General features: G+C 61.7%; 25 protein-coding genes. 6 read left to right on the top strand and 19 right to left on the bottom strand.

Annotated elements, in window-relative coordinates; genetic code table 11:
* Positions 1 to 48 precede the first annotated feature (48 nt).
* Complete coding sequence (locus BMZ40_RS06045) at positions 49 to 600, bottom strand: hypothetical protein (RefSeq protein WP_092191233.1); 552 nt, start codon at positions 598 to 600, stop codon at positions 49 to 51.
* A gap of 437 nt (positions 601 to 1,037) precedes the next feature.
* On the opposite strand from BMZ40_RS06045, the gene ilvB reads away from it, so the two are divergent.
* The 3 genes from ilvB to greA all read left to right on the top strand — a co-directional run bounded on the left by ilvB (position 1,038) and on the right by greA (position 3,694).
* A complete protein-coding gene (gene ilvB, locus BMZ40_RS06040; protein ID WP_092373209.1) occupies positions 1,038 to 2,717 on the top strand; it encodes an acetolactate synthase large subunit in 1,680 nt (559 codons plus the stop codon).
* Entirely contained in the window at positions 2,710 to 3,000 is a 291-nt protein-coding gene (ilvN, locus tag BMZ40_RS06035) for an acetolactate synthase small subunit (RefSeq protein WP_092373208.1), read from the top strand. The genes ilvB and ilvN overlap by 8 nt, the downstream gene beginning before the upstream one ends.
* 205 nt (positions 3,001 to 3,205) lie before the next feature.
* Complete coding sequence (gene greA / locus BMZ40_RS06030) at positions 3,206 to 3,694, top strand: transcription elongation factor GreA (RefSeq protein WP_092373207.1); 489 nt, start codon at positions 3,206 to 3,208, stop codon at positions 3,692 to 3,694.
* Between the two features lie 72 nt (positions 3,695 to 3,766).
* On the opposite strand, the gene BMZ40_RS06025 is transcribed toward greA, so the two are convergent.
* The 9 genes from BMZ40_RS06025 to BMZ40_RS05985 all read right to left on the bottom strand — a co-directional run bounded on the left by BMZ40_RS06025 (position 3,767) and on the right by BMZ40_RS05985 (position 13,122).
* A complete protein-coding gene (locus tag BMZ40_RS06025) occupies positions 3,767 to 6,961 on the bottom strand; it encodes a PAS domain S-box protein (RefSeq protein ID WP_092373206.1) in 3,195 nt (1,064 codons plus the stop codon).
* On the bottom strand, positions 6,961 to 7,302 hold the full coding sequence (locus BMZ40_RS06020; RefSeq protein WP_092373205.1) for a translation initiation factor: 342 nt from the start codon (positions 7,300 to 7,302) through the stop codon (positions 6,961 to 6,963). Before BMZ40_RS06020 ends, BMZ40_RS06025 begins: the two co-directional genes overlap by 1 nt.
* A 125-nt stretch (positions 7,303 to 7,427) precedes the next feature.
* Positions 7,428 to 8,384, bottom strand: coding sequence for a phosphotransferase family protein (locus BMZ40_RS06015; RefSeq protein WP_092373204.1), 957 nt, complete (start codon positions 8,382 to 8,384; stop codon positions 7,428 to 7,430).
* Positions 8,372 to 9,034: a TIGR04282 family arsenosugar biosynthesis glycosyltransferase gene (locus BMZ40_RS06010; protein ID WP_092373203.1), complete on the bottom strand. Its 663-nt coding sequence runs from the start codon at positions 9,032 to 9,034 to the stop codon at positions 8,372 to 8,374. The genes BMZ40_RS06015 and BMZ40_RS06010 overlap by 13 nt, the downstream gene beginning before the upstream one ends.
* A 3-nt stretch (positions 9,035 to 9,037) precedes the next feature.
* Positions 9,038 to 9,739, bottom strand: coding sequence for a TIGR04283 family arsenosugar biosynthesis glycosyltransferase (locus BMZ40_RS06005; protein ID WP_092373202.1), 702 nt, complete (start codon positions 9,737 to 9,739; stop codon positions 9,038 to 9,040).
* A complete protein-coding gene (locus tag BMZ40_RS06000) occupies positions 9,736 to 9,990 on the bottom strand; it encodes a FeoA family protein (protein WP_092191251.1) in 255 nt (84 codons plus the stop codon). Before BMZ40_RS06000 ends, BMZ40_RS06005 begins: the two co-directional genes overlap by 4 nt.
* A complete protein-coding gene (gene feoB, locus BMZ40_RS05995; RefSeq protein WP_177193041.1) occupies positions 9,990 to 12,167 on the bottom strand; it encodes a ferrous iron transport protein B in 2,178 nt (725 codons plus the stop codon). Before feoB ends, BMZ40_RS06000 begins: the two co-directional genes overlap by 1 nt.
* Positions 12,151 to 12,402, bottom strand: coding sequence for a FeoA family protein (locus BMZ40_RS05990; RefSeq protein ID WP_092191255.1), 252 nt, complete (start codon positions 12,400 to 12,402; stop codon positions 12,151 to 12,153). The genes feoB and BMZ40_RS05990 overlap by 17 nt, the downstream gene beginning before the upstream one ends.
* Before the next feature lie 189 nt (positions 12,403 to 12,591).
* Positions 12,592 to 13,122, bottom strand: coding sequence for a metal-dependent transcriptional regulator (locus BMZ40_RS05985; RefSeq protein WP_092373200.1), 531 nt, complete (start codon positions 13,120 to 13,122; stop codon positions 12,592 to 12,594).
* 172 nt (positions 13,123 to 13,294) lie between these two features.
* On the opposite strand from BMZ40_RS05985, the gene BMZ40_RS05980 reads away from it, so the two are divergent.
* Entirely contained in the window at positions 13,295 to 13,645 is a 351-nt protein-coding gene (locus tag BMZ40_RS05980; RefSeq protein WP_092373199.1) for an Hpt domain-containing protein, read from the top strand.
* Positions 13,646 to 13,666: 21 nt separating this feature from the next.
* On the opposite strand, the gene BMZ40_RS05975 is transcribed toward BMZ40_RS05980, so the two are convergent.
* The 3 genes from BMZ40_RS05975 to BMZ40_RS05965 are packed head-to-tail and all read right to left on the bottom strand — an operon-like array spanning position 13,667 to position 16,285.
* Positions 13,667 to 14,878, bottom strand: coding sequence for an aminopeptidase (locus tag BMZ40_RS05975; protein ID WP_092373198.1), 1,212 nt, complete (start codon positions 14,876 to 14,878; stop codon positions 13,667 to 13,669).
* Positions 14,868 to 15,488: a class IV adenylate cyclase gene (locus BMZ40_RS05970; RefSeq protein WP_143075556.1), complete on the bottom strand. Its 621-nt coding sequence runs from the start codon at positions 15,486 to 15,488 to the stop codon at positions 14,868 to 14,870. The genes BMZ40_RS05975 and BMZ40_RS05970 overlap by 11 nt, the downstream gene beginning before the upstream one ends.
* A 5-nt stretch (positions 15,489 to 15,493) precedes the next feature.
* Positions 15,494 to 16,285 (bottom strand): undecaprenyl-diphosphate phosphatase, encoded by a 792-nt coding sequence (locus BMZ40_RS05965; protein WP_092373197.1) that lies wholly within the window; start codon positions 16,283 to 16,285, stop codon positions 15,494 to 15,496.
* A gap of 157 nt (positions 16,286 to 16,442) precedes the next feature.
* On the opposite strand from BMZ40_RS05965, the gene BMZ40_RS05960 reads away from it, so the two are divergent.
* Positions 16,443 to 17,258 carry a histidine racemase CntK family protein gene (locus BMZ40_RS05960; RefSeq protein WP_143075555.1) on the top strand — a complete coding sequence of 272 codons (816 nt, stop codon included), beginning with the start codon at positions 16,443 to 16,445 and terminating at the stop codon, positions 17,256 to 17,258.
* Here BMZ40_RS05960 and BMZ40_RS05955 read toward each other — a convergent pair whose 3' ends face one another.
* The gene (locus BMZ40_RS05955) at positions 17,259 to 18,800 is read right to left on the bottom strand and encodes a flagellar hook protein FlgE (RefSeq protein ID WP_092373195.1); all 1,542 of its coding nucleotides are present in this window, start codon (positions 18,798 to 18,800) and stop codon (positions 17,259 to 17,261) included.
* On the opposite strand from BMZ40_RS05955, the gene BMZ40_RS05950 reads away from it, so the two are divergent.
* The gene (locus BMZ40_RS05950; protein ID WP_245751042.1) at positions 18,799 to 19,509 is read left to right on the top strand and encodes a DUF3047 domain-containing protein; all 711 of its coding nucleotides are present in this window, start codon (positions 18,799 to 18,801) and stop codon (positions 19,507 to 19,509) included. The two genes, BMZ40_RS05955 and BMZ40_RS05950, sit on opposite strands and share 2 nt — an antisense overlap.
* Positions 19,510 to 19,586: 77 nt before the next feature.
* On the opposite strand, the gene htpX is transcribed toward BMZ40_RS05950, so the two are convergent.
* The 5 genes from htpX to BMZ40_RS05925 form a co-directional block, all read right to left on the bottom strand.
* The gene (gene htpX, locus BMZ40_RS05945; RefSeq protein WP_092373194.1) at positions 19,587 to 20,429 is read right to left on the bottom strand and encodes a zinc metalloprotease HtpX; all 843 of its coding nucleotides are present in this window, start codon (positions 20,427 to 20,429) and stop codon (positions 19,587 to 19,589) included.
* Positions 20,430 to 20,671: 242 nt separating this feature from the next.
* Positions 20,672 to 22,426: a long-chain-fatty-acid--CoA ligase gene (locus BMZ40_RS05940; RefSeq protein ID WP_092373193.1), complete on the bottom strand. Its 1,755-nt coding sequence runs from the start codon at positions 22,424 to 22,426 to the stop codon at positions 20,672 to 20,674.
* Between the two features lie 90 nt (positions 22,427 to 22,516).
* Complete coding sequence (locus tag BMZ40_RS05935) at positions 22,517 to 23,686, bottom strand: class I SAM-dependent RNA methyltransferase (RefSeq protein WP_092373192.1); 1,170 nt, start codon at positions 23,684 to 23,686, stop codon at positions 22,517 to 22,519.
* Between the two features lie 2 nt (positions 23,687 to 23,688).
* Positions 23,689 to 24,564, bottom strand: a complete 876-nt coding sequence (gene speB / locus BMZ40_RS05930; protein ID WP_092373191.1) for an agmatinase — start codon at positions 24,562 to 24,564, stop codon at positions 23,689 to 23,691.
* A gap of 54 nt (positions 24,565 to 24,618) precedes the next feature.
* A complete protein-coding gene (locus tag BMZ40_RS05925) occupies positions 24,619 to 25,323 on the bottom strand; it encodes an SPOR domain-containing protein (RefSeq protein WP_092373190.1) in 705 nt (234 codons plus the stop codon).
* Positions 25,324 to 25,340: the final 17 nt, after the last annotated feature.

Below are 25,340 nucleotides of genomic sequence, written 5' to 3'. Positions count from 1 at the left end.
ACCTATAGGACCTATGAAAAAGGCAGGCTGCGCCACTGCGCAGCCGAGCTATTTCGCGAAAGATTTTGCGAAGAGGTCGGCGATGGCCTGGCGGCCGTTGTCTTCCAGGAAGCGGGTGCCCGTGCCGCAGAAATGGTGGCTGGTGATGGTCGGGGTTTCGCAGCGTTCCCAGATCTCACCGGTCCATTTGTGCCAGGAATTGCGGACCTGGCCGAAGCAGTAGAGCGGCTTGTTGCAGATCTTGGCGAACTCCGTGCCCCAGCCCGTTCCGCCCTTGACCGTGCCGTCTTCCATGATGCTTCCGACCACGAAGATCTCGTAGCCGGACTCGATCTGGTACATGACGGTCTGCAGGATACTGCGCATCATGGGGGCGTTGGTGAAAGTCCGGTTCAGGAGCTTCGAGACATAGCTCAGGCTCACATCCTTGCGCATCAACTCTTCGGGGGTCAGCACGCGCAGCCCTCGGGTCCGCTCGATCTTATGGCCTTCAAAGGTGTAGGTCACTTCCTGAATGCCGTATTGTTCGGCCAGACGGCCAAATTCCGTTTCAGTACCCTGGGCGCCGCCGCTGAAAAGCGTGTATTCCGATGTGGGCATGAGCCCTCCTGTGAGTGGTTGAAGTTCGATACGATAAATCTGTCGGCCGCAAGAGCACCATGCCCGCAAACCGTTTCTGAATCAAGGTCCGGCATTGTTTTCGAGTGTCATGGACCGGCGTGGCCGGGCAAGCTTTTTCTGTCCTGCCGGAGTCCCCGGGGTCAAGCGCCTGCTTGACAGTTTTTTTTGAACAGCCTAAAAATCTCTTTCGATACTCGATTATCCAAATCCCAAGGAAGAGCCCCATGAACCGCATCACTACCGACGTCTCCGTAAGCCTAGTAGTAGTCGTAGTAGTATGCGTCGTTATGGACGCCCTGACGCTGTAACGGGATACGGACGAATTCTTCCCCCGCCAGCGCAGGCGCCGGCGGGGGTTTTCCTTTTTCAGCTCACCCTCCGCCGGTCTACAGACGAGCTGAAAAAAGGAGTGCACGATGTTTTCCATGACCGGCGCGCAGCTGACCATCAGCCTTCTTGAACGTCAGGGCATCCGCACCATCGCGGGCATCCCCGGCGGCGCAAACCTCCCCCTCTACGACGCACTTTCCCGCAGCACACGCATCCGTCACGTCCTGACCCGGCACGAGCAGGGCGCGGGTTTTCTGGCCCAGGGCATGGCCAGGGTCACCGGCTTGCCCGCAGTCTGTTTCGCCACCTCCGGGCCCGGCGCGACCAACATCCTGACCGCCATCGCCGACGCCAAACTCGATTCGATCCCCGTCATCTGCATCACCGGCCAGGTCCCCCGAGCCATGATCGGCACCGACGCCTTCCAGGAGGTGGACACCTACGGGATGAGCATTCCCATCACCAAACACAATTTTCTGGTGCGCGAGGCCCGGGACCTGCTGCACATCATCCCCGAGGCTTTCGCCATCGCCACCAGCGGCCGTCCCGGACCGGTGCTGATCGACATCCCGCGCGACGTCCAGCTGGAGATGGCCGATTTTGCGCACTGGCCCGAGATCGGCGAACGCGAACCCGTTCCGACCTGTTTCGACGGGGATCTGGAAACGGCCGTGGAGATGCTCAATTCCGCCCGTAGACCCATTCTGTGGCTCGGCGGAGGGGTGGTCGCCTCGGGCGCGGGTCAGGAGATGCTGACCCTCGCCGAACGGGCCTCCATGCCCGTGACGTCGACGCTCATGGGACTGACCGCCGTGCCCCATGACCACCCGCTGAACATGGGCATGCTCGGCATGCATGCCCAGCGCCACACCAACATGGCGCTTGAAGCCTGCGATCTGATCCTGGCCGCCGGGGTGCGCTTCGACGACCGGGCCACGGGCAAGGTGCAGGAGTTCTGTCCTCAGGCCAAGGTCATTCACATCGACATAGACCACAGCGAACTGGACAAGCTCAGGGCCGCCTCCGTGGCGATCCTTGGCGACGTGCGCGAAGTCGTCGGCGCTCTCTTGCCCAGGATCGCACCGGCCGAGCGCCAGGAATGGATCGGGTACATCGAGGCCCTGAAGCTGGCCTTTCCCTCCCAGGTCCCGGAGCAGGGCGGGCACGACACCCCGCAGGAACTGATCCGCCGGGTCGGGGAACTGGCCGGAGAAAACGCCATCGTGGTCACGGACGTGGGCAAGCATCAGATGTGGACGGCCCAGAGCTATCCTTTCATGCCGGGGACCGGTTGGCTGACGTCGGGCGGGCTCGGCACCATGGGTTTTGGCCTGCCCACAGCCATTGGTGCGGCCCTGGCCGCTCCCGAGCGCAAGGTCGTCTGCTTCAGCGGCGACGGCAGCCTGCTCATGAACATCCAGGAGATGGCCACGGCCGCCGAACAGGGCGTGGACGTGACCGTCATCCTCATGAACAACGCCTGCCTTGGCCTTGTGCACCAGCAGCAGGAGCTTTTTTTCAAGGCCAATTATTTTTCATCCATTTACGACGTGAGCGTCGATTTTTCGCTCATTGCCACTGGTTTCAGATGGAAGACCTGGGACCTGGCCGGAGCCGCCGATCCCGATGCCGTGCTGAGCGAGGCCCTGGCCCATAGGGGCCCGACCCTGATCCATGTCCCGGTGGACCGGGACGAGAAAGTCTGGCCCATGGTCCCTCCCGGGGCCGCCAACAGAATCATGCTCGGAGGTGAATGCCATGCATAGCAACACGTCACGCACCGTCCTCGATGTGTTGGTCAAGAACCATCCCGGGGTCATGTCCCATGTCTGCGGTCTTTTTTCCCGCCGCGCGTTCAACGTCGAAGCCATTCTCTGCCTGCCCACGGACGGCGGCGAGGAGAGCCGCATCTGGCTTCTGGTCAACGAGGATGACCGTCTGGAGCAGATGATCCGACAGATGCGCAAGTTGCAGGATGTGCACGATGTGCGGCTGCGGCCCGCTGCCGAGGAGACCTTTGCCCAGCTCGGCCAGGTCATGAGGGAATGAAAATCCGTCCCTCCGGCTCCTTGCCGGGTCGCGATGTCGGAATGGTTTGCCAAGCCCCTTGACCCGCAACCGTGGATGCACTAGTCAGGTTCTTGGTTTGCTTTTGAAAATGTTGCTCTCGCTTTGCCCGCCACAAGCCAATTGGTGGGCAAAGCATCTTTTTTTTTTATTGGCTTAATGCGATTTTTGCACACAAAGGATGATGATGAACAGGATTCCCATTTCAGTAGAAGGCTTCAAGCGTTTGGAAAAGGAACTGGACGCCCTCAAGAAAGAGCGTCCGGCCATTATTCAGGCCATCAAGGAAGCCCGGGAAGAGGGCGACCTGCGCGAGAACGCGGGATACGACGCCGCGCGTGAACGCCAGGGCATGCTGGAGGCCCGGATCAGCCACATCGAATCGCGGATGATTCGTTTTGAAGTCATCGACATCGATACGTTGCAGAGCGACCGCGCGGTATTCGGTGCCACGGTGACCGTCGAGGACATGGAGACCGAAGAGCGCAAGACCTACACCCTGCTCGGCCCCGACGAGGCCGATCACACCAAGGGCACCATCTCCATCGAGTCTCCGGTGGGGCGCGCCTTGCTTGGCAAGCAGGAAGGCGATGAAATCTCGGTTCAGGTTCCGAAAGGACGTGTGGACTACGAGGTGATCACCGTCAGCTTCAATGGCACGGCCGGCCTGAAATAGCCTTTACGGGTACTGCAATGAACGGCCTCCGCGGGATTTCCTGCGGAGGTTTTTTTTGGTGCGCACCATCGATCAGCCGAAAAAGCGATGCAGCAGTTCCAACAGGCGGATGTGGTCGAAAGGTTTGGACAGGTAGGCGTTCATGCCGCGTGACAGGAATTTTTCCTCGTCACCGCCCATGGCATGGGCGGTCAGGGCGATGATGGGGATCTGGGCGCAGTGGATGAAGCGAGGGTTGTTTCGGATGATTTCCGTGGCCTCGATTCCGTCCATTTCCGGCATCTGGATGTCCATGAGCACCACGTCCACGCCAGGGGCATGCAGGCAGTCCAGGGCTTCCAGGCCGTTGCGGGCGCAGATGACGCTGTGTCCCAGTTTTTCGAGCATGCGTTTGGCCATGGTCATGTTCACCATGTCGTCTTCCACCAGCAGAATGCCAAGCGGGCCGACATCGGTGTTGATGGGCTTTGGCCGCGCCGGTACATGTGCCTTCAGCGGCGGTGCCGCCCACAGGGGGAGGACGAAGAGGATGGTCGTGCCCTCGCCTTCCATGCTCTCCACCGAGATGTTGCCGCCCATGAGCGTCACCAGACGCTTGACGATGGGCAGGCCGAGCCCCGTTCCCTGATAGCGTCGCGAATAGGTTCCGTCGACCTGGGTGAAGGATTCGAAGACATAATCCAGCTTGTCCATCGGGATGCCGATCCCTTTGTCCTGCACGGTGAACAGGATGCGCGTCTTTCCGGCACGCTCGCCCACGGGCCAGGCTTCAAGGGTCACGCTGCCAGCGTCCGTGAACTTGAGGGCGTTGCCCATCAGGTTGAAGAGGATTTGGCGCAGGCGTCCTTCATCACCGACAAACCTTCCCAGATTTGGCGGAGTCGAAAGCACGAGGCTGATTTTCTTGTCCAGGGCCAAGGCCTTGAAAAAGTTCACGGCCTGGCTCAGCAGCTCATCCAGATCGAATTCCCGCTCCAGAAGTTCCATTTTTCCCGCATCCACCTTGGTGAAGTCGAGCACGTCGTTCAGGACCCGTAAAAGGTTGCGGGACGATGCCAGGGCCGTGTGCATGTACTCGGCAAGTTCCGGTGATGCCTCGGACTGCATGGCCAGTTGCAGCATGCCCATGATCCCGTTCAGGGGCGTGCGCACCTCGTGGCTGATGTTGGCCAGGAACTCGCTCTTGGCCCGGTTGGCCGATTCGGCGGCCTCCTTGGCTCGGATGAGGGCCTGCTGGACAAGCTCGCGTTCGGTGACGTCCTCGAAGGCCACGGCCAGCTTTTCTCCGGGCAGGGCAAAGGCGTGGATGCGGAAATAGCCTCGGATGCGGTCGTCTTCGTAGAGATGCGCTTCCTTGTCGAAATGCTCTTTCGTGCGCAGGCAGTGCAGGTATCTCTCAAGCAGGGTGCCGCGCGGCCAGATGTCCGTGAAGAGCATGCCCCTGGCCTCTTCGAGGCGCTTGTGGATGAGACGCAGGGCGGCCGGGTTGGCGGTTTCAAGGATCAACTGGCCCGGTTCGATGCATTTGTAGATGAAAAGACCAGATGGGATGTCGTGAAAAATTTCCTCGGCAGTCTGGGAGAGTTCGTCATGGCGCTGGCGTTCGATGGCCAGGGCGATCTGCTCCGAGACTTCGAGCAGGATGTCCAGGTCGTCCCGGGTGTACTGCGTCGGGGTCGTGTAGTTCTGCACGATGAGGGCGCCGATGCCCTTGCCGCGCACTTTGAGCGGGACGCCCATCCAGCTCTGGGGAATCACGCCCACCAGCCGGATTTGTCCGGTTCTGGTCAGAGCAGTCATGTCGGCTGCGCTCAGTATGTTGGGGACGTTGCCGCGCAAGAGCTCCAGGGTCAGGCGACGGTTCTCCGGATCGTTCAGATCGTCGATGCGCGGGGCCGCTTCGCTGACATCGGTCATTTCATCCACCCAGTAGGGAAATTCCAGCGAATTCTTGTCCGTGTTGATGAGGGCGGTGATCAGGTTCTTGGCGTCGATGGTTTCGCCCAGGATCTGGTGCACGGTACGCATGAGGCTGGCAAAATCCGAGGTCGAATGGGCCGCATCGTCGATGCGCAGCCGCATGGAGTGCAGCAGCGCGCTTTTGCTCAGGGTGTCCCGGGCCATTTTGATCGCGGTGATGTCCACGCCCATGCAGGTCACGCCCGTGGTTTCGCCCTGCACGTTGATGTCGGGCACGGTGTTCCAGCGTATGAGGCGGCGCGCTCCCAGGCGGGTCAGGATTTCCGCGTCCATGCTTTCCGGTTCTTGCGTGTCCGTGAGGACTCTGGCCATGGCTTCGCGTTGGTCCGGGGGGATGAAGACCTCGAACCAGTCGCGGCCGCCAAGTTCCGCCGCGTTCCACCCGGTCAGCTGCTGCAGAAAGGGATTGGAGAAGATGATCCGGTTTTGATTGTCGAGGGACACGGCGATGCAGCTTATCTGTTGTAGCAGGTTGCGAAAGCGCTGGTCCGATTCGATCAGCGACAGTTCGTAGCGCTTGCGTGTACTGATGTCTTCCATGGTTCCGATCAGACAGGGCCGACCGGTGCCTGCATCCCGGATCAAGGTGGAGTTGAGGGTCACCCAGATCAGGCTGCCGTCCTTGCGCCGCACCTGCGTCTCGAAGCCCATGACCCGGACATGCTCTTCCAGAAGCTCCATATAGCGTCTGCGGTCGGCGGGGTCGGCGTAGAGATCGCGGCCGATGTCCTGTATGCCTGCCATCAAGTCGTCGGGGTCGTCGTAGCACAGGATTTTGGCCATGGAGGCGTTGGCGCTCAGGAATGTGCCTTCGGGTGTGGTCTGGTAAATTCCTTCCAGGGCATTTTCAAAAATGGTCCGGTAGCGCGACTCGCTCTGGCGTAGCGCGGACTGCACAGCTCTGCGCGCGGTCACGTCCTGAAAGGTGCCCCGGATGATGCGCAGCTGACCGCTTGCGTCGGGTTCGAATTCGGCGCGGATCTGGGCTAAGCGCGGGGAGCCGTTTTGCGGGGTGTAGCGCAGTTCGGTGCGCAGTTCGCGTCTTGTGGCGAAACAGACGCTTACCCTGCGCAGGAAGCGTGCCCGGCTGCCGGATTCGAGGAGGTGAAGGAACTTGTCCAGGGATGGGGTCACCGTGCCCGGATTGAATCCGAGCAGGCGGTACTGTTCATCGGACCAGAAGGTCGCGCCGGTATCCATGTCATGCTCGAAGGAGCCGATGGAGGCGTGACGCTGGGCGCGGTTCAGGTGGTCGAGTTGACGTTGCAGGGAGATGCTTGCCGTCATCAGCTCCCCGACTTCTTGGCGGCGATGCCGCGATCTTTCAAAAAGGCCAGCAGGGTGTCGCGGTGCTCTCCCTGGAATTCCAGGACTCCGTTCCGCAGAGTGCCGCCGCAGCCCAGGCGCTTCTTGCAGTCCGACAGCAGCGCCTTGAGCTCTGTTTCAGGCAGGGTAAGTCCGGTCACGACCGTGACTCCCGCGCCCTTGCGGCCTTTTGTTTCCCGGCCGACCCGTACCGGACCCTGGGCCGGAGGCCGGGTCTGGCCGCAGACGCAGTCCACACGTCCGCATTTGCGGCATGTCGGTTTTTCCGTGGAGTAGACGGTTTTGAAGGAATCGCGGGACATGAAGGCATCCTTTGCATGTTCATGGAGAAAATCGAGGCGGCTTTGGCACCGGTGTAGGACAATGCGTCAAAGTCGGTCTGATGACAAGATGTTCGTCATACAGCGGCCGAGCGTACAGGATCGGCTCAAGGAGCGGAAGCGATGATTCGATCGAGGTCGCGCATGTAGAGCTCGATTTTTCTTCGGGTCAGGGCATCGGTCAGGGGCTTGGCGGCATGAGTGTACTCGTGGTGCGCCATGAAGCACCAGGACAGGCCGCGCAGGATGATGACCTGCTCCATGATCCGGCCGAGGCGCATGAGTTCTTCGAGGGCCGGAGGATCAGTCAGATGGCGGTGATAGGCTTTCAGGAACTTGTCCTTCTGTTCCTGGGTGAGGATCGTCTCGGTTTTCCACAGGGTGGTCGTGGGCGACAGAAAATGGCCCAGATCCTGGTGGCGACTGGAGATCACGGCCTTTTCCCAGTCCACCAGATACGCACTCCCCGGGGAGATCAGGAAATTCCCGGAGTTGACTTCCGTGTTGACCACGCAAAGACGATCGGCCGCGAAGAGGGCGCGGTTGTCCTCGCCCAGGCGTACGATGTGCTGGTGATAGTCAAGCAGTTTGCCGCGCTGCTTGGTCAGGGCGTGATCAGGATAGCGGTTTATGAGCGCCAGGCTCTCCGAGGCGATGGCCGCGATGGGGTCCTCCTGGATCAGCAAATCCGGGCAGGGCGGCAGGGCGTGGATGCGGGCGAAGATGTTCGCCGCGCGCGCGAGGTCGCGTTCGTAGACCAGTGCTTCTCCGGGCAGATGCTGCATGAGCATGACGCCGCCCCCGAAAGGACGGGGATCCGGATGCACACGCAGGGGGCGCGGTGTCACTCCGGAGGGCTCGATGTACTGCAAAACCTTGAATTCATATCCGATTTGATCGGCAAGACCGAGCTGGCTGCCACGATTGATGCGAAAGACGAGGCGCGTGTCTCCGCTTTGCACCAGAAAATTCTGATTGTACTCGCCGGCGGCCAGGAAGCTGACTTTCGGCGCATCCTGCACCCAGTCGTGATCGACAAGAAAGGAGCGGATCAGGTCTTCCATGCTTCCTCCGGCAATCCCAGGCTGCGGATGAGGTCCATGGAGCGGGTCTCTTTGTTTCGGTTGCGGGCGGCATAGGCGGCCAGATCGTGGGCGGTGTCCACGTCCGGCCAGGGCGGCAGGAGATGGTGGGTCAGACCTTTGGCGCGGCAGTTGTCCAGGGTTCGCTTCAGGACCAGTTCACTGCTCCAGTTCACTCCCTCGAAAATGCCGGAAGGCAGAGGCTCTCGCAGGCCGAGAAGGTAGAATCCTCCGTCGGTGGCCGGACCAAGGCAAACCTGCGTGCTCTTCAGGGCTGCGAAGGCCTCTGTCAGGTGCGATGCCGGAAGATCGGGCAGGTCGCTTCCAATGAGCACCGCGCCGTCGCTTTCCAGCAGAGCCGCGTGCAGGGCGTGGAGCATGCGCTCCCCAAGATCCGCGCCCTGTTGCGCCATGTAGCGCAAATTCGGGCCGAACAGGCGCTCGTAGTCGGCCAGGGGGCGAAAAGGGTCGCAGCACAGGGTCACGCTTGCGCCAAGCTCGGCCAGCATGTGCAGTTCATCGTGGATGAACGCTTCCTGCAGGCTCGCGGCAAGCTGTGCCCCCACTGTCCGGGCCAGCCTGGTCTTGACCCGGCCTGGCTGCGGATATTTGGTGAAGACGAGTACGCGCACGGCTTAACCTCCGTGCCTGCGGTACAGACCGGCCAGGATTCGTGGCGGAATTCCGCAGTGGTAGAGCAGGCGCAGGCAGAGGTTGCGCAGGGTGCAGCGCAGGATGCCCTCATGCAGTTGACGCCGGGCCGAGGTGCGCACCGGCATGGCCAGGATGCGGATATTGTGTCCGTGTCTGCGCAGGCGGGTCATGAATTCGAGGTCTTCCATGATCGGTATTGGCAAAAGTCCGTTCAGCTCCTCGAAAACGCTGCGGCGCACGAAGATGGCCTGATCTCCGTAGGGCACGCGAGTGCGCCGTGAGCGCAGGTTGGCCAGCGCGGTGATGAAGGACAGTCCTGGCGTGCGGGGGACATAGCTCAGGCTGAAGGCTCCGCCGGAGACGGATTTGTCGTGCAGGGTCTGGCGGATGAGGCTGAAGGCGTTTTCGGGCAGGATGGTGTCGGCATGCAGGAAAAGCAGGACTTCGCCCCCGGAGGCCAAAGCCCCTCGGTTGAGCTGCGCTCCCCGGCCGGGCGGGGAGGACAGCCGTGATACGGGCATGTCGCCGATACGGGCCAGGGTGTCGGCTTCGGGCGCGCCGTCGACGACCGTTATTTCGACTTCGTCGCTTGTCCGTTCGATCTGTGTCCGTCGCAGGAGGTCTTCCAGAAAGGCCACGATGCCCTCTTCGCGGTAGACCGGAATGACGACGGAGATCTTCATTCCACCACGATGGACTTGCCCAGGCTGCGGCACAGGCACAGGCGCGATGAGCGGACCAGCACCATGAGGGGGCCGCTTGCGTTGGAGATCATCTCGATCTGCGTGCCCGGAGTTATGCCCATGGCCGCGAGCTTGCTGAGGTGGCAGCCCTGTGACTTGACCAGGCAGCGGACCACCGCCTTTTCGCCGTCCTTGAGGTCGCAGAGGGTGCGCACCCCGTTTGCCGTGTCTTTGAGTTTGCAGAAAAACATTACCACCCCATCCTCATGCCGAGCTGATACGTGGCCACAGCCAGGACAAAGGCAAAGCCCGTGTTGAAAACGACGCTGAAAACGGCCCAGCCCCACGAAGCCTCGCGGGCGATGGCGACCACGGTCACGAAGCAGGGGGAATAAAGCAGCACGAAGATCATGAGGCTCACCGCCACACTGGTGTTCCAGCTTGGAGCCGAGGCGATGCGCGCGGAGAAGGCCTGCGCCTCGTCGTCGCTCAGGGCGTGGGCCGTGGCCAGGGTGGAGACGATGACCTCCTTGGCCGCGATTCCTCCCACCAGGGCAATATTGGTCCGCCAGTCGAACCCGGCCCAGGCCGTGACGGGCTCGATGGCGCGTCCAAGGCGTCCGGCCAGGGAGTTGGCCAGGGTCTCTTCCTTGATGTGCAGGTTCAGTTCCGAAATGTCGTTTTGCAGTGCCAGACGGATTTCCTCAATCGGTTCCGTAGCCAGACGCCGCTCCAGGGTCTGGATCTGGGACTCGATGGGTGCGGCCGCTTCCGGAGAGAGGGCCGGAAAGGTCATCATGGCCCAGATCAGGACCGAGATGGCCAGGATCACCGTTCCTGCCTTTTTGATATACTGCCAGCCGCGCTCCCAGGTGTGCAGGATCATGCCCATGGTCGTGGGCATGCGGTAGGGCGGAAGTTCCATGACAAAGGGCGTGGACGGTCCGCGAATGACGGACGATCGCAGCATCTTGGCCACCACGAGGGCCGCGGCCCAGCCGACTAGGGTGATCAGGAACATGACCCGGGCTCCATGTTCCGGAAAGAAGGCCGCCGCGAGCAGGATGAAGACGGGCACCTTGGCGCCGCAGACCATGAAGGGGGCGGTCAGGAGCGTGGCTAGCTTCTCCTTGGGGCTGCGCAGGGTGCGCGCGGCCATGACGCCGGGCACGGCGCAGCCTCCGGGAATGCCTCCAGAGATGATGAAGGGCACCACCGAGCTGCCGTGCAGCCCGAAGATGCGAAAGACCCGGTCCAGCATGTAGGCCATGCGCGCCATGTATCCGGAATCCTCGAGAAAAGTGATGCCAAGGAACATGATCAGGATGAGCGGGACAAAACCCAGCACGCCGCCGACACCAGCGATGATCCCGTCCACGACCAGCGATCTGGTCAGACCCGGGGGCATCTGCATGGCCAGGGAGGAGAGCCATTCGAAAAAGGATTCGACCCAGCCCATGGGCACCTGGCCGATGGCGAAGGTCACGCTGAAGAGGCCGTAGAGGATGCCGAGCATGATGATCGGCCCTGCCAGTTGATGGGTCAGGACGCTGTCGATCTTGTCCGACAGGTCAGCGCGGCCCTGCAGGTCGGGCTGGATGGTCAGCACGCCCTGGCGCAATATGGATGATATGTAGCCGTAGCGGTAGTCGGCGACAATGAATTCAGGCTGGGTCTTGAGCGTCTTCTCGCAGTGCCGGGCGACATTGTCGGCCATGTCGCGCATGTCCCGGTGCAACTCGGAATCGGCCTCGAAAAGCTGGCGCACGACCAGGTCGTTTTCCAGAAATTTGAGCGCCAACCAGCGCGGGGGGTAGGTCTGGGTCAGAAAATCCCGGGCTTCGATCAGGTCCGTCATTTCCTTGAGCACGGGGTCAAGGTCCGGCCCGTAGGAGATGTGCAGCGGCTGCCAGGCTTTTTGCGGGTGGTTCATGGCCGCGTCCAGGGCTTCGCGGACACCCTTGTCGGAACGCGCTACGGTGCGCACGACCGGTACGTTCATGAGGCTGGCCAGACGGTCCGAGTCGATGCGCATGCCCTTGGCTTCCAGGGCGTCGACCATGTTCAGGGCCACGGTCACGGGGATGCCGATCTCCAGGAACTGCACGGTCAGGTACAGGTTGCGCTCCAGGCTGGTGGCGTCGAGGACGTTTATGACGCCCTGGGGCCGCTCGTGGATGAGAAAATCCCGGGCCACGAGCTCTTCCTGGGAATAGGCGGTCAGGGAATAGGTGCCGGGCAGGTCCACCACGCGGGTCAGGCCGTGCGGGGTGTCGACATACCCTTCCTTCTTCTCCACGGTGATGCCCGGATAATTTCCGACATGCTGCCGCGAGCCGGTCAGGGAGTTAAAAAGGGTGGTCTTGCCTGCATTGGGGTTGCCGGCCAGGGCGATGGTTGCAATGACGGGTTCAGACAAGTTCGGCATCCGGGAGTTCGACGGTGATGAAATCGGCTTCGCTGTTGCGCAGGGTCAGGGTGAAGCCCTTGAGCCGCAGGGCCACGGGGTCTTTGAGCGGAGCCCGGCCGATGACGGTGATTTCCGTGCCGGGAACAAGGCCCATGTCGCGGATACGGCGGCCAAGCTCTCCTTGCGCGCCGATGGTCCTTATGATGCCGTGTTGATCCACGCGCATTTCACGCAAATTGACAATGGTAGGCACAGGCTCTCCTTGATGCGGTCTTTCGGGCTCGTGTTCGAGACCGAGAGACAATATTTAGTACGTCTAATTTGTCAAGCGTTGCAGGGCGTCCCCGGGCCGTGAAATGAGTTCAACAGCCGGTAATCGCGAGGGATTTTGGAAGTCCGGTCGTGTATTTCATGGGATTTTCGCAGCGCATGCATGACGATTTCAGGATGTTTTCGAACGCGGCTCGGAACTGTCCAGACATTTGTCGTCCAGTCGGTCAAGACAGGACTTGATGCATTCGGCGCAGTTGGTGCACGTTCCGCGTTCGTTGCAGGATCGGGTGAACGCCTCCAGCCAGTCCTTGCCCGTGCGCGGGCAGGTCATGATGAAGCGGGCGAACTTGGTCAGGGTCTCCAGGCTCTCGTCGTCGATGTGGTGTTCGAGTTTGCAGGCCGTGTCCTCCGCCACTTCGGGACGGATCTGCAGGAAGGTGTGCAGGAAGTCGTAGAGTACCTTGTGGCGGTGCACGATGCGGGTGGCGGTGCGGAATCCCTCGGGAGTAAGGGTCACCGAACTATACGGCTGGTAATTGATCAGCCCGCGCTGGGAGAGTTTTTGTAGCGCGTTGGTGACGGAAGCCCTCTGCACACCCATGGCGTCCGCGATATCCTTGGCCCTGGCCTCGGAATTGAGCGATTCCAGGGAAAATATGACTTCGAGATAGTCTTCCAGATTGGAGGACATGTGGTCCATGGTGTAGTCCTTTTGCTGTTGCGAAAAATGTTAGATAAGACTACAAATTTCGCGCGCAAGAGGCAAGGAGAAGATGTGTCGGAAAAAGACGTGAGGCCAAAGTTCTTTTCAGATAATCAAAAAAAAAGTAGACTTTGAAGATCGATACGGCTTGAACATTCAGGAGAGAAATTTGTCAAACATACCGCTACTTTCCATTGAAGAGACGCTGGAGCGCATGTCCGGGGACCGGGACCTTCTGACCAGTCTTTTTCAGCTCTACATGGATGACGCTCCCCGAAAACTCCACAGTCTGGACGAGTACGCAAGTCAAGGCGACTTCTATCAGGTCGAGCGCACCGCGCATTCCCTGAAGGGCGCTTCGGCCACAGTGGGGGCGGCCCGGCTCTGTCAGCTCGCCGCCGAGCTGGAGCAGGCCGCCAAGGCCGGATCGCAGGCGCAGATGGCTCTTTTGCGTTCAGAGCTGGTCCTGGCCTGCGACCAGACCCTTGAATCCATGCGCGAGTTCTGCGCCGGAGCCTGATCCGGATTTTGCCGCCTGATCTCAGGCCAAGTCGGGCATGGTGAACATGCCATCCTCGTAAATGACCGTTTTCTTGCCATCCCGCAGGAAAGCGGTCACTTTTTTCGGTTCGGTGTTTACCAGATCCCAATGCAGGGCCGAATCGTTGAAACCCAGTTCCTTTTTGCGTTCATCCGTCAGTTCCGTCGGGTCTCCTGCGTAGGTGTCGGCATAGGATGCTCCCACCGCGACATGGCAGTTGCCGTGGTCTCCGCCGAAGTTCTCGTCGAAAAGCGTGTGCGCCATGAAGGCGTTGATGGGTGAAAAGCGCTTGTCGGTCAGCGAAAATTCCCCGAGCCTGCACGCGCCGGGGTCCATTTCCAGCTGCGAGCGCACGAACCCTTCACCCTGATCCGCCTTGACCACCCGGGCCATGCCGTTGGAAAATTCCAGGGTCACGCCGCTGACCAGATTGCCGCTGCGGTAGGAGGGCTGGTCGGCGTGGTAGGTGCCCTCGGTCAGGCGGCAGTCCGGAGAGATGAACAGCTCGAAGCTGGGGATGTTGTGGCCCGAGATGCCGATCCAGCAGCGGGACTCGCCGGGATGGACTTTTAGGTCCGTGGATGCGGACTGCACGTGGTAGTAGTCCACGTCCATGTCGTTGAGCCATGCCTTGACGCCGTGGGCCTGACGGAAAATCCCCTCCCAGGTGGCTACGGGATCGGCCTCGTCCAGGTAGGAGGCGCGGATGATCTGGGCCGCGTAATCCTCGGGGGTGAGCCCTGCGTTTTCGGCCAGGGCCGGGGTGGGCATGAGGCAGAGCGTCCACCCGAACTGGCGGGTGGCCTCGCGTTTGTCCAGGATGTCGCGCAGATATTTGCGGGCCAGGGAGAAGGTGACGATCTTGGTCGGCGGGATGTCCCGGAGGTGCGTGATGGAGTCCGGGGCAAGCAGGGAAATCAGGCCGCCGAGGCGTTCATAGAGCTCGCGGTCCCCGGGGACCACAAAGGAGAGCTGCTCCTGTTCGGCGAGGCTGAAATAGCCTTTCTCCAGCGCGCTCGGTGGGCTCATGCGCAGCACGGGGTTGAGCCCCTGCGCAAGGATCAGGGCCTGCATCTTTTCGGCCAGGGGCAGGGCCGCAAGGTCCGTGCGGACAAGGACTATGTCTCCCGGGGCAAATGGTGTGACACGGGCTTTCTGCATGCCCCAGAAAAGGACTTTCGCGTATTTTTCGAGCTGGATATCAGTCAGCATTGTATTCTCCTTGAGGCCGGGCGATGCAGCCCAGGCTGGTGGTCAGTCGGTGGTGTTCGGCTTCGTCGAAGACGAAATCCTCCATGGGGGGAAGGCCTTGTTGTCTGCGCCAGGACTGGTGCAGGCTGTGGTAGCTTTTGTCCATGGCGTGGCCGGGATCGAGGCCCATCTCCTGCGCGATGGTTCCGATGCAATCGGGACGCGCCTCGATTTCAAGAAAATGGCCGAAGGGCAGGATGTCCAGAAAGACAAGGCCCTGCGGGAGTTCCCACACGGAGCGGAATTTTTCGTAGCGCAGGCGCGGCGCATAGCCAAGCCCGCGCAGTATGGAGTCCATGGCGCGCGGGTCGGCGATGTCGCTTTCCCGTTCGATGCGGCTCTTGACTCCGCTGGTCCCGGCGCCGGGCGCGGGTTCCTTGAAGGTCAGGGTCGAGGTCAGGGCGCGGCGCAGGCGCAGCAGGCGTCCGGATGCGGCCAGTTCGCCGTCTCGGTCGTAAACGGTGTTGGACTCGAAATGCCATGGCGTGCGCAGGCGGCCAAGCTTTCGCAGACGGGGCTCCATGTCCCGGCAGTCGCCGAGCCTGAATTTGGCCTCGTGTTCGATGCTCACCCCGTTCACCAGAAGATCCAGAGCACCACCGGAGCGAGGGCCAGGCGATACCAGGCGAAGGAGCGCAGGGTCAGGCGTCCCAGCAACGCGATGAAGACTTTGACCGCGAGCCAGGCCGACACGAAGGACACGGCAAAGCCGACGCCCAGGATCAGAAAGTCGTCAGGACTGAACAGCCGCCAGCTCTTGAGCATGTCGTAGCCCGTGGCTGCGAACATGATGGGCACGGCGGCGACAAAGGAGTACTCGGCGGCGGTGCGGCGCTCGGCGCCCAGGATCATGCCGCCCATGATCGTCGCGGCGGAACGCGAAAAACCGGGCCACAGGGACAGGCACTGAAAGCAGCCGATACCCAGGGCCAGGGTCGGGGTTATCGCGTCGAGTCCTTTGACCTGGTTTTTGGCGGGCATTCTTTCAACCAAGAGAATGGCCACGGCCCCGACCGCCAGGGCAAAGGCCACGGTGACCGGGGAAAAAAGATGTTCCTTGATGGCCGAGTGGGCGAAGAGCCCGAGCAATGCCGCCGGCAGCGAGGTCAGAAAAAGCAGGACCAGGCCGCGCATGCCGCTGAAAGGACGCTCGTTGGGGCGCACAAGGCCCCAGAAGGTCGGCCAGTAGAGGGCGACCACGGCCAGTATCGCGCCAAGCTGGATGACGATGCTGAAGGTCTCGGCCTTGGGGCCGGTGAAATCGAGCAGGTGTCCCGCGATGATCAGGTGGCCGGTGGAGGAGACGGGCAGAAATTCGGTCAGGCCTTCGACGATGCCCAGGATGATGGCGTTCAGGTATGATGTCATGTGATTTCGGGGATGAAAGTGAAAAGACCGTCCTACTCACGGGCGACAGAGGGGTCAATACCGCCTTGCCCGGCGGGACTCCATCGGCTATCCTTTTTGCCTCGCTGCCGGGGCTACTCCCGCCCTGGTCAATTTTTCGAACGCAATGGAGAGAGACGTGCGTGCACTGCGATTCTACAAGGCCGTTCCGGGCGGCAACCCGACCATCCTGATTCTCGATCCCGTGGAGCCGCTGGAACGGGCTTCGGTGGCCCGCACCCTCATGGGCGCCGGGCACGTGCAGGCCGAACAGGTCGGATTTCTGGATCTTGCGGCCGATCCGGTACGCCTCGACATGATGGGCGGCGAATTCTGCGGCAACGCCTGTCGGGCGGCCGCGGCGGTCATGGCCCGGGAACAGGTGGGGTTGATCCGAACCGGGGATGATTTGTGCGGGGAGGTCATGGTCTCGGGTGTTGACCGGCCGGTGGCGTTGCGGGTCGCTGCTGACGGGGGCGAGTGCTGGGTCGAGATGCCGCTGCCGGAAGCGTGTGCCGAAGAAGGCAAGGGCGGAGTTTCGGAGCTGGAGCCGGGCATCGGGCTGGTGCGTCTGCCGGGCATAACGCATCTGTGTCTTGACGAGGAACTGCACCCGTTTTCCGAGGATGTCGAGCAGGCCAGCGCTACCCTGCGGGCGCGCTACGCTCTGGATGCGGAGGCCGTGGGCTGTATCTGGTACCGGATTTGTCCGGCGTGCGCCATCAAGCCCGTGGTATGGGTGCGTTCCACCGCGTCTACGCATTACGAGACCGGTTGCGGCTCCGGAAGCCTGGCCCTGGCGCTGTGGCTGGGGCGTGGGCAAAATTTTCCCACCGACCTGCGAGTCACGCAGCCCAGCGGCGGCGAGATCGGGGTACGTGTGGGCGTTGACGGCCCCGGCGCCTGGATTTTCGGCCCCGTGACCCTGGTCGCCAGGGGCGAGGCCTTCCTCTAGTTATCTCTTCATCTGAATGGCCGTCTGCACGACCTGATCACCCGTGGTGATGACCTTGCTGTTGGCGTCGAAGCCTTTCTGAGTGATGATCATGTTCACGAATTCGGTGGCCAGATCGACATTGGAACTTTCCAGACTGCTGGTGATGACGCTTCCGAGCCTGCCTTCACCGGCCCAGCCAAGAGAGACGGCTCCGGAGTCCTTGGTGGCGGAAAAAAGGTTTCCGCCCTCGCGAAAGAGCCCCTGCGGATTGATGAAGTCGGCCATGGGGATCTTGTAGAGGCCCTGATTCTGGCCGTTGGAGAAATAGCCGACGAGCACCCCTTTGGTGTCCACGCTGACCGACTGCAGGAATCCGCGCTCGTACCCGTTCTGGGACTGGTAGAGAGTGCTTGAGCCGGTGTTGAAATTGGTGGTCGAGAGGGTCTGTCTGTCCGCGTTCAGCAGGGACGGCAAATCCGAGGCCGCCGTGCCCAGATCGGCCATGGTGCTCATTCCCGCCGGAAGATTCCAGCCTGAATTCGAGCGCAGCCCCATGTCGAAAGCGCTTGAGATGGGCTCCGCTCCGACCAGGTTTGCGTTCAGGACTGGGTAGCCGTCTTCGGACAAACCGACCGGGATCCAGCTGCTCTTGTCGTCGGAGGAGCCCTCGAAGGCGCTCATGTTCAAAAGCTCTCCCGATGCCGTGAAGGTCAGGGTTCCGGCCATGAGCACGCCTTTCTTGGTGCCCAGGCCGGAGGCGTCCTCGGCGGGTGGGATGGTGACCAGAAATTCCCACATGCGGTTACCGTTGGAAACGCTCGTGCCGTCCGCGACGGGATCGAAGAAGGCCCTGACTACATGCGCGTTGCCGTCGGAATCGAAGACCTTCATGGCTGACTCGTACGAGTAGGCCCCCGAGTCCAGAGGCTCAAGCTGCGTGGCGTCCCAGCTGTCGAACAGGGCCGTGAACGGGCTGGTGGCGCTGGCGTTTCGCTCCTGCGAGGAAGAATCCAGGTTGATCATCATGCGCATTTCCGTGGTCGCCTCGGGTTCCGAGACGGGACCTCCGCCTTCCTGCATGTCGAGGCGGATGTCCGTGATGGGCGCGCCTGCCGCAGGCGGGATGACCGGGACTGTATCCAGGATCGATTCGGCGGGCATCCGGTAGCCCTGCAGGATGTTTCCCTGCGGGTCGCGCAGATAGCCTTCCGCGTCGAAGCGGAAGTTGCCGGCCCTGGTGTAGCGCTGATCGCTGCTTCCGTCGGCCGAGACGATGAAAAATCCCTTGCCGCTGATGGAGATGTCCGTGGCCGTGTTGGTCGGCTCCAGCGATCCCAGGGACATGTCGTACAGAATCGAACTGACGCCGACGCCTTGGCCGACTTGATTGCCGACGCTGGCCGAGCCCATCTGCTGGCTCATCAGGGTGTTGAAGATCATGTGCGAAGATTTGAAGCCAACCGTGTTTACGTTGGCGATGTTGTCGGAAATGACCGACATGTTCTTCTGCTGGGCCATGATCCCCGTGGTGCCGATATAAAGGGATGAGGAGATACCCATGAATGCCTCCGGGACTGAAAGAATGCGTGACCGATCAGGCAGAAATTTCCCGCCTGCCTTGCAAAGTGCAGGAATGGTTCCATGGCTGCTGCTTTTGCTCGGGGCAATGATCCTGGGCTGGGCGTGCGTGGCCCTTGCGGGCGACCTGCCCGCCCTGTATGCGCCGGGACATCCGGGCTGGAAGGAGAAGGAATTCGCAGGGCGCACCGTCTACACACCGCTGCAAAAGGAGAAACTGCTGCTGGCCGAGAGCAACGGCACGGCCTCGGGGCTTTTTTTCGAGCAGTCCGTCGATCTTCGCGACACGCCGTGGCTGAACTGGTCCTGGAAGGTGGACAATGTGCTTTTGGGCATCAACGAGCGCGAGAAAAACGGCGATGACTATCCGGCCAGGATCTACGTGGTGGCCAAGGGGGGCCTGGCCTTCTGGAAGACAAGGGCGCTGTCCTACGTCTGGGCCAGCACCGAGCCCAAGGGGAGCATGTGGCCCAATGCCTTCACCTCGAACGCGCACATGATCGCGGTGCGCAGCGGTGAAAGCGCTCTGGGCGGGATGATGACCGAGAAACGCAACATTCGCGATGACTGGAAGTTGGCTTTCGGCGAGGATATCGAAAAAATCGACGCCGTGGCCATCATGACCGATACGGACAATTCCGGACGGTGGGCCCGGGCCTGGTACGGACAGCCCCGGTTTTCGGCCCGCTAGTCCGGGACGCAACAAAAACAAAGAGCCCTCTCCATATGCCGTGGAGAGGGCTCTTTTTCTGAGATATGAACACGGGCCTACATGGCCATGAGGCGGGCTACCCGGTCCTCGGTCGCGGGATGGGTGGAAAAGAGGCTGGCCATCTTGGACGCCGTGAGCGGATTGACGATGAACATGTGCGAGGTGGCCTGGGTTGCTTCCTGCATGGGCGCGCCGGATGCGGACTGCTGCAGCTTCACCAGTGCTCGGGCCAGGGCCTTGGGGTTGCCGCACATTTTCGCGCCGCCTTCGTCAGCCATGAATTCACGCGAGCGGGACACGGCCATCTGAATGAGCATGGCCGCGATGGGAGCGATGATGGCCATGGCCAGGCTGCCGAGCACGCTGCCGCCGCCTTCCTTGTCGTCGCCGCGTCCCATGCCGAAGATGGCCGCCCACTGGAGCATGCTGCCGAGCATGGAGATGGCTCCGGCGATGGTCGCGGCGATGGTCGCGATGAGGGTGTCGCGGTTCATGACGTGAGTCAGTTCGTGGGCCATGACCCCTTCAAGCTCCTCGCGCGAGAGGATGCGCATGATGCCCGTGGTGGCGGCCACGGCGGCATTTTGCGGATTGCGCCCGGTGGCGAAGGCGTTGGGGCTGTCCGAGGGGATGACGTAGACCTTGGGCATGGGCAGGTTCGCCTTGCGCGCCAGGTTTTCCACGATGCCGTAGAAATCCGGGCTGTCGGCACGGGTCACTTCGCGGGCCTTGTACATCTTGAGGACGATCTTGTCCGAATTCCAGTAGGCAAAGAAGTTCATGCCGCCGGCAATGAGAAAGGCGATCATCATCCCGGACTTGCCGCCGATGGCGCCGCCCATGGCGACAAGCAGCAACGTCAGCAGGGTCAAGAGAAACGTGGTCTTGAGCAGGTTCATTTTTTTTCTCCGTTTAAATCCGGGGTAAAGAAAAAGACCTTTACCCGTGTTCATGTGGATAAAGGTCTGGCTGATCTCGAACTGTGTCGGATTCCCGGGGCCGGGCCTTGAAGCCGTACTGACGAACCACGGGTCGGTTGCCGGGATGGCCCGGGAACCGCTAGCTACTCCCCTTTGAAGAGGGTAAACTAAGTACCGGGCCGGAGGGTGTCAAGAGCCGCCGGGCGATGCTTTACAGGGCGCTATTGATCCTTTTCATCCTCGTTTGTTTCGATGTCGTCGTTGTTCCCGTTGCACTCGCAGTGGTCGTGGGCCTTGCGGTCTTCCTCTTCGCGGATGACCCGGCGCAGAACCTTGCCGACAATGCTCTTGGGCAGCTCGTCCCGGAATTCGACCTGTTTCGGGACCTTGAAGTTGGCCAGTTTTTCCTTACAGAAGGCGATAATTTCGGCCTTGGTCAGGGTCTGGCCTTCGTGCAGCACGATGTAGGCCTTGATGATCTCGCCACGGGTTCTGTGCGTGATGCCGACGCTGACCGCCTCCTTGATGGCCGGGTGCTCGTGCAGGACCTCATCGATCTCGCGCGGATAGACGTTGTATCCGCCGGTGATGATCAGATCCTTCTTGCGGTCGACGATGAAGAAATAGCCTTCCTCGTCCATGTAGGCGATGTCGCCGGTATAGAGCCAGCCGTTGCGCAGTACGCTGGCCGTCTCGTCGGGACGTTTCCAGTAGCCCCGCATGACCTGCGGGCCGCGTATGACGAGCTCGCCGATCTTGCCCACGGGCAGGGGCAGGGAGCCAACCTCCATGTCAACGATGGCGGCGTCGGTGTCCGGAAAGGGCAGGCCGATGGAGCCGTTCTTGCTGTTGCCGCGCAGGGGGTTCAGGTGCGTGATGGGGGACGCCTCAGTCAGTCCGAAGCCTTCGATGATGTTGGCCCCGTTGCTCAGGGTGTTGAATTTTTCCATGACCGGCACGGGCATGGGCGCGGAGCCGGAGATGCAGTAGCGCACCGAGGACAGGTCGTATTTGTGCAGGTTTTTCTGCTGGAGCAGGGCGATGAAGATCGAAGGCGCGCAGGGAAAGATGGTCGGCCTTTTCTTATGGATGGTCTTGAGCACGTCCAGGGGTACGAACTTGGCCATGGGCACCAGCGTCGCGCCGATGAGGGTGCCGAAATTGACGCAGACGGTCAGCCCATAAATATGAAAAAAGGGCAACAGGCCGAGCATGACCTCGCCCGAGTCCTTGATGCTATGCAGGATGGCCCGGGCCTGCTGGGCGTTGTAGCCGAGGTTGGCGTGGGTCAGCATGACGCCTTTGGACACGCCCGTGGTGCCTCCGGTGTACTGCAACGCGGCCAGGTCCGTGACCGGATCGACCGGATGCGGCGCTTCGATGGTCGCCCTTTTCAGCAGGCCTTTCCAGGGCAGCACGTGCGAATTGTCGAAAGGGATGGGTTCGAGCTTGTATTCGCGTCTGGATTTGATGGTGTAGAGCGTGTTCAGCGGAAAATTCAGGCAGTCGGCGATGGAGGTCACAAAGATGCGTCGCAGATGCAGCTTCGAGCGCAGGGCGTCCACGCGTTTCCAGAGCAGGTTCAGGGTGATGAGTGTCTTGGCTTCGGAATCGTTGAAGTGGTGGAGCAGCTCCTTTTCCATATAGAGCGGGTTGGTCATGACCACCACGGCCCCGATCTTGAGGCAGGCCCAGTAACTGATGACCGTCTGCGGGCAGTTGGGCAGCATGATGGCCACCCGTTCACCGGCCTTGACCCCGACCTTCTTCAGGTTGGCGGCGGCAAGATCCACGAGGCGCTTGAGCTTTTTGTAGCTCACGCTCCAGTTGTTGAAGATGATGGCCTGGCGGTCCGGATAGCTGGCCGCCGCATTCTCCAGAATTTCAAAAAGCGGAACGGTTTCGTAGTCCAGGTTCGGACTGACTTCCTGATCGTAGTGCTTGAGCCAGAGCCTGTTTATCCCCTCTTCAATCATGTGCCCCCCGTCGGCTGTGAAGTGTGAAGGATGTCCTACAGTTCTCCGCGTATTGGCGCAAGTCTCGCAGGCCGGGGCGGTGCGAGGATCTCAGGGACGGTCCAGGATCATGAGCACTTCCATGTGCCAGGTGCCGGGGAACATGTCGAAGAGAGTCAGGGAGGATATGCGCCAGCCGGCTGCAAGCAGCGGTTTTGCGTCGCGGATGGTGTTGACCACGTCGCAGGAGACCCAGGCCAGGCGTTCAAGGCCCTGCATGCCGAGCAGGGTGCTGCCGATGCCCTTGGCTCCGGTGCGGGGCGGGTCCAGGATGGCGGCGCGGGGGGCGAAGTCGCCAACCATCTTCCAGGCGGCGGGCCGCGCCAGATTCGCGTCGCGGAAGGTGACGGAGTCAAGGTTCAGGCGCTCGGCGTTGCGCGTGCCGGTGGTCACGGCCGGGAGGGAGCCTTCAACTGCCAGCACGGTCTTGCCACGGCTGGCCAGGGGCAGGGCGAAGTTTCCCGCTCCGCAGAAGAGGTCGGCGACGCGCTCGAAGCCGTCCAGGGCGTCCACGGTGCTGCGCACCAACTGCTGGTTCAGTGCCCAGTTGGCCTGGAAGAACGTACTGGGCGGCAGTTGCAGGGTCAGGCCGAACTCGGGAAAGGAAAAGGGCAGCAGCACGTCGTCCTGTTCCGTTGCGGTCTGCCCTGTGTCCGGGCTGGCCGCGATGGTGAAGCGGCCGTCCGGCAGGGTTTTCGCAAGGCCGGGCATGGCCTTGGCCAGAGGTTCGCACAGGAGCAGGCAGTCGGTCAGGGGCACAAGGTCGTTGCTGGCGTGTCCCATGGCGTGGGGACGGCCCGAGCGGACATGGATCTGGCCGCGCAGGCGGTAGCGCCAGCCCCCAGGACTGGGCACGACGCGCAGCTCGGGGATGCGCAGGCCATGATCCCGGCCAAGGGCGCGGGGCAGGGCGTCGCGCAGGATGTCCGCTTTGAGCTGGGTGCCTGTTTCCGGGGCGACCATGCCGAAGCGCGATCCGCCGCAGTCCGCTGCGTGAGGGCAGGGATGAACTCCGCGCAGGGGCGAGGGGGTTAGGATTCTCACGGCCTCGGCCTGCAGGAAATCCTTGGCGGCCTTGGTCACGCGCACGCTCACGACCTCGTCCGGGAGCACCCCGGGTTCGATCATGACCACCTGTCCGGAGTCCAGACGGGCCAGCCCACGTCCGCGCCAGAGTAGTTTTTCGACCGTGAGGGTCAGCAGATCGCCCACGCTGTTCATATCTAGGCGAGTCCGAGCCAGGCGGTCAGGATGCGCTGGATGAGTTTGACGGCGGCCGTTTCCGAAGCCTGAGAGCCGTGGATGGGCGCGAGTTCGCACATGTCCATGCCGACCAGCTTCGGGCCCAGCCCGTCGAGCCACAGCTCCTTCCAGAAGCGGGTCATCCAGGCGTAGGAAATGCCTCCGGGCTCGGGCGTGCCGGTGCCGGGAATGACGCTTGGGTCCATGCCGTCAACGTCGAAGGAGATGTACATGGGCCTGTTTCCGACAAAGGCCCGGATGCGTTCGGCCGCCTCGCCGGGAGCGGGCAGGTCCCAGGCGAAGAGGGTCATGAGCTCCGCCGGGTTCTGCGCGCGCATGTAGTCCCGTTGCTCCCGGCACAGGGAGCGGATGCCGATCTGGGCCAGGGGGATGCCCATTTGCCGGGCCCGGGCCATGATGCAGGCGTGGGAATACGGGCTGTCCTCGTAGGTTGCGCGCAGATCGGCGTGGGCGTCGATGTGCAGCAGGACCAGATCGGGATGGGCCGCGTGGTAGAATTCGAAAAGGGGCAGGGGCACCGAGTGCTCGCCGCCCAGCGTCAGGACGAAATCCTTGGCCGCGTCGAGTTCCGCGAGCTGTTCGCGTATGGCCTGATGCAGTCCTTCGGGGCCGGTGGCCGGGGGATGGATCACGGGCAGCGGGGTGAAGTGGGCCAGATCGGTCAGATCGAGGTCCAGCTCCGCATCATAGGATTCTATCTGCACGCTGGCCCGGAACAGGGCCTCCGGACCCAGGCGCGTGCCCGTGCCGTAGCTGACCGTGCCTTCGTAAGGAACGGGCAGTACGTGGATGTTTCGTCCCTGCCGGGGGCCGAGGTCAAAGAATTCGTGATGCATTGTTGTCTCCGTCAAAGAGGATGGTATGCCCTGGGGCCGTGGCAAGGCGCGGGATCAGAGCGGGGTGCGGGAGCGCAGCAGAACGCCGCCGATGCCGCTGCCCTTGAGCTGTTCCTTCAGGGCCAGGGCCGAATCCACGGTGCCCTGATGATGCACGTAGACCCGGTACCAGGTCTTGCCCTCGTGGGTGGCCGTGACCACGGATGTCTTGAATTTCGCGGGATCGAGCTTTTTCAGGAAGGTCTGGGCCTGCTCCATGGAAGCAAGGGCCGCGACCTGATAGTTGAAGACAAAGACCTCTTCCTTGGCTGGTTTTGCCACTGCCGAAGGGCTCTGACCGACCACGGCGGCAGCGGATTGCAGGGCCGCCTCAATGGGCGACTGCTCCGGCTTGGGCGCGGGGGCGGCCTGAGGCTTGGGCTGCGGAGGCGTCGGAGCCTTGGCTTGCGGGGCCGGAGCCGGGGCCACGGAAGTGGGTCCCTGCTTCAGCTTGTCGAAGAATTCGAGCTCCTCTCCCTTCAGAACTTCCTCGTTCTTTTCGGTCAGCAGGGGGAAGTCTTCGGGGAGAACCTTTTGGGCCATTTCCATGGCCATCTTTTCAGGCTGGTAGCCACGCCCAACGATGACGCCGAGAATGAACGACCAGGCCATGCCGATAACCACGAGCACGGCCAGGGACAGGAACCCCGACAGGCCCAGATGAAAGCTGAGCTTGTTCTTGTCCTTTTTTTTGGTGGTGCTTGATTTGCGTGTGATCATGGTTCCGTGAGTCCGAT

Origin of the sequence: Desulfomicrobium apsheronum (assembly GCF_900114115.1) — a bacterium.
Taxonomy (GTDB): domain Bacteria; phylum Desulfobacterota; class Desulfovibrionia; order Desulfovibrionales; family Desulfomicrobiaceae; genus Desulfomicrobium; species Desulfomicrobium apsheronum.
The sequence above is the reverse complement of the archived record's forward strand: the minus strand, read 5'-3'. Positions and strand labels throughout refer to the sequence as shown.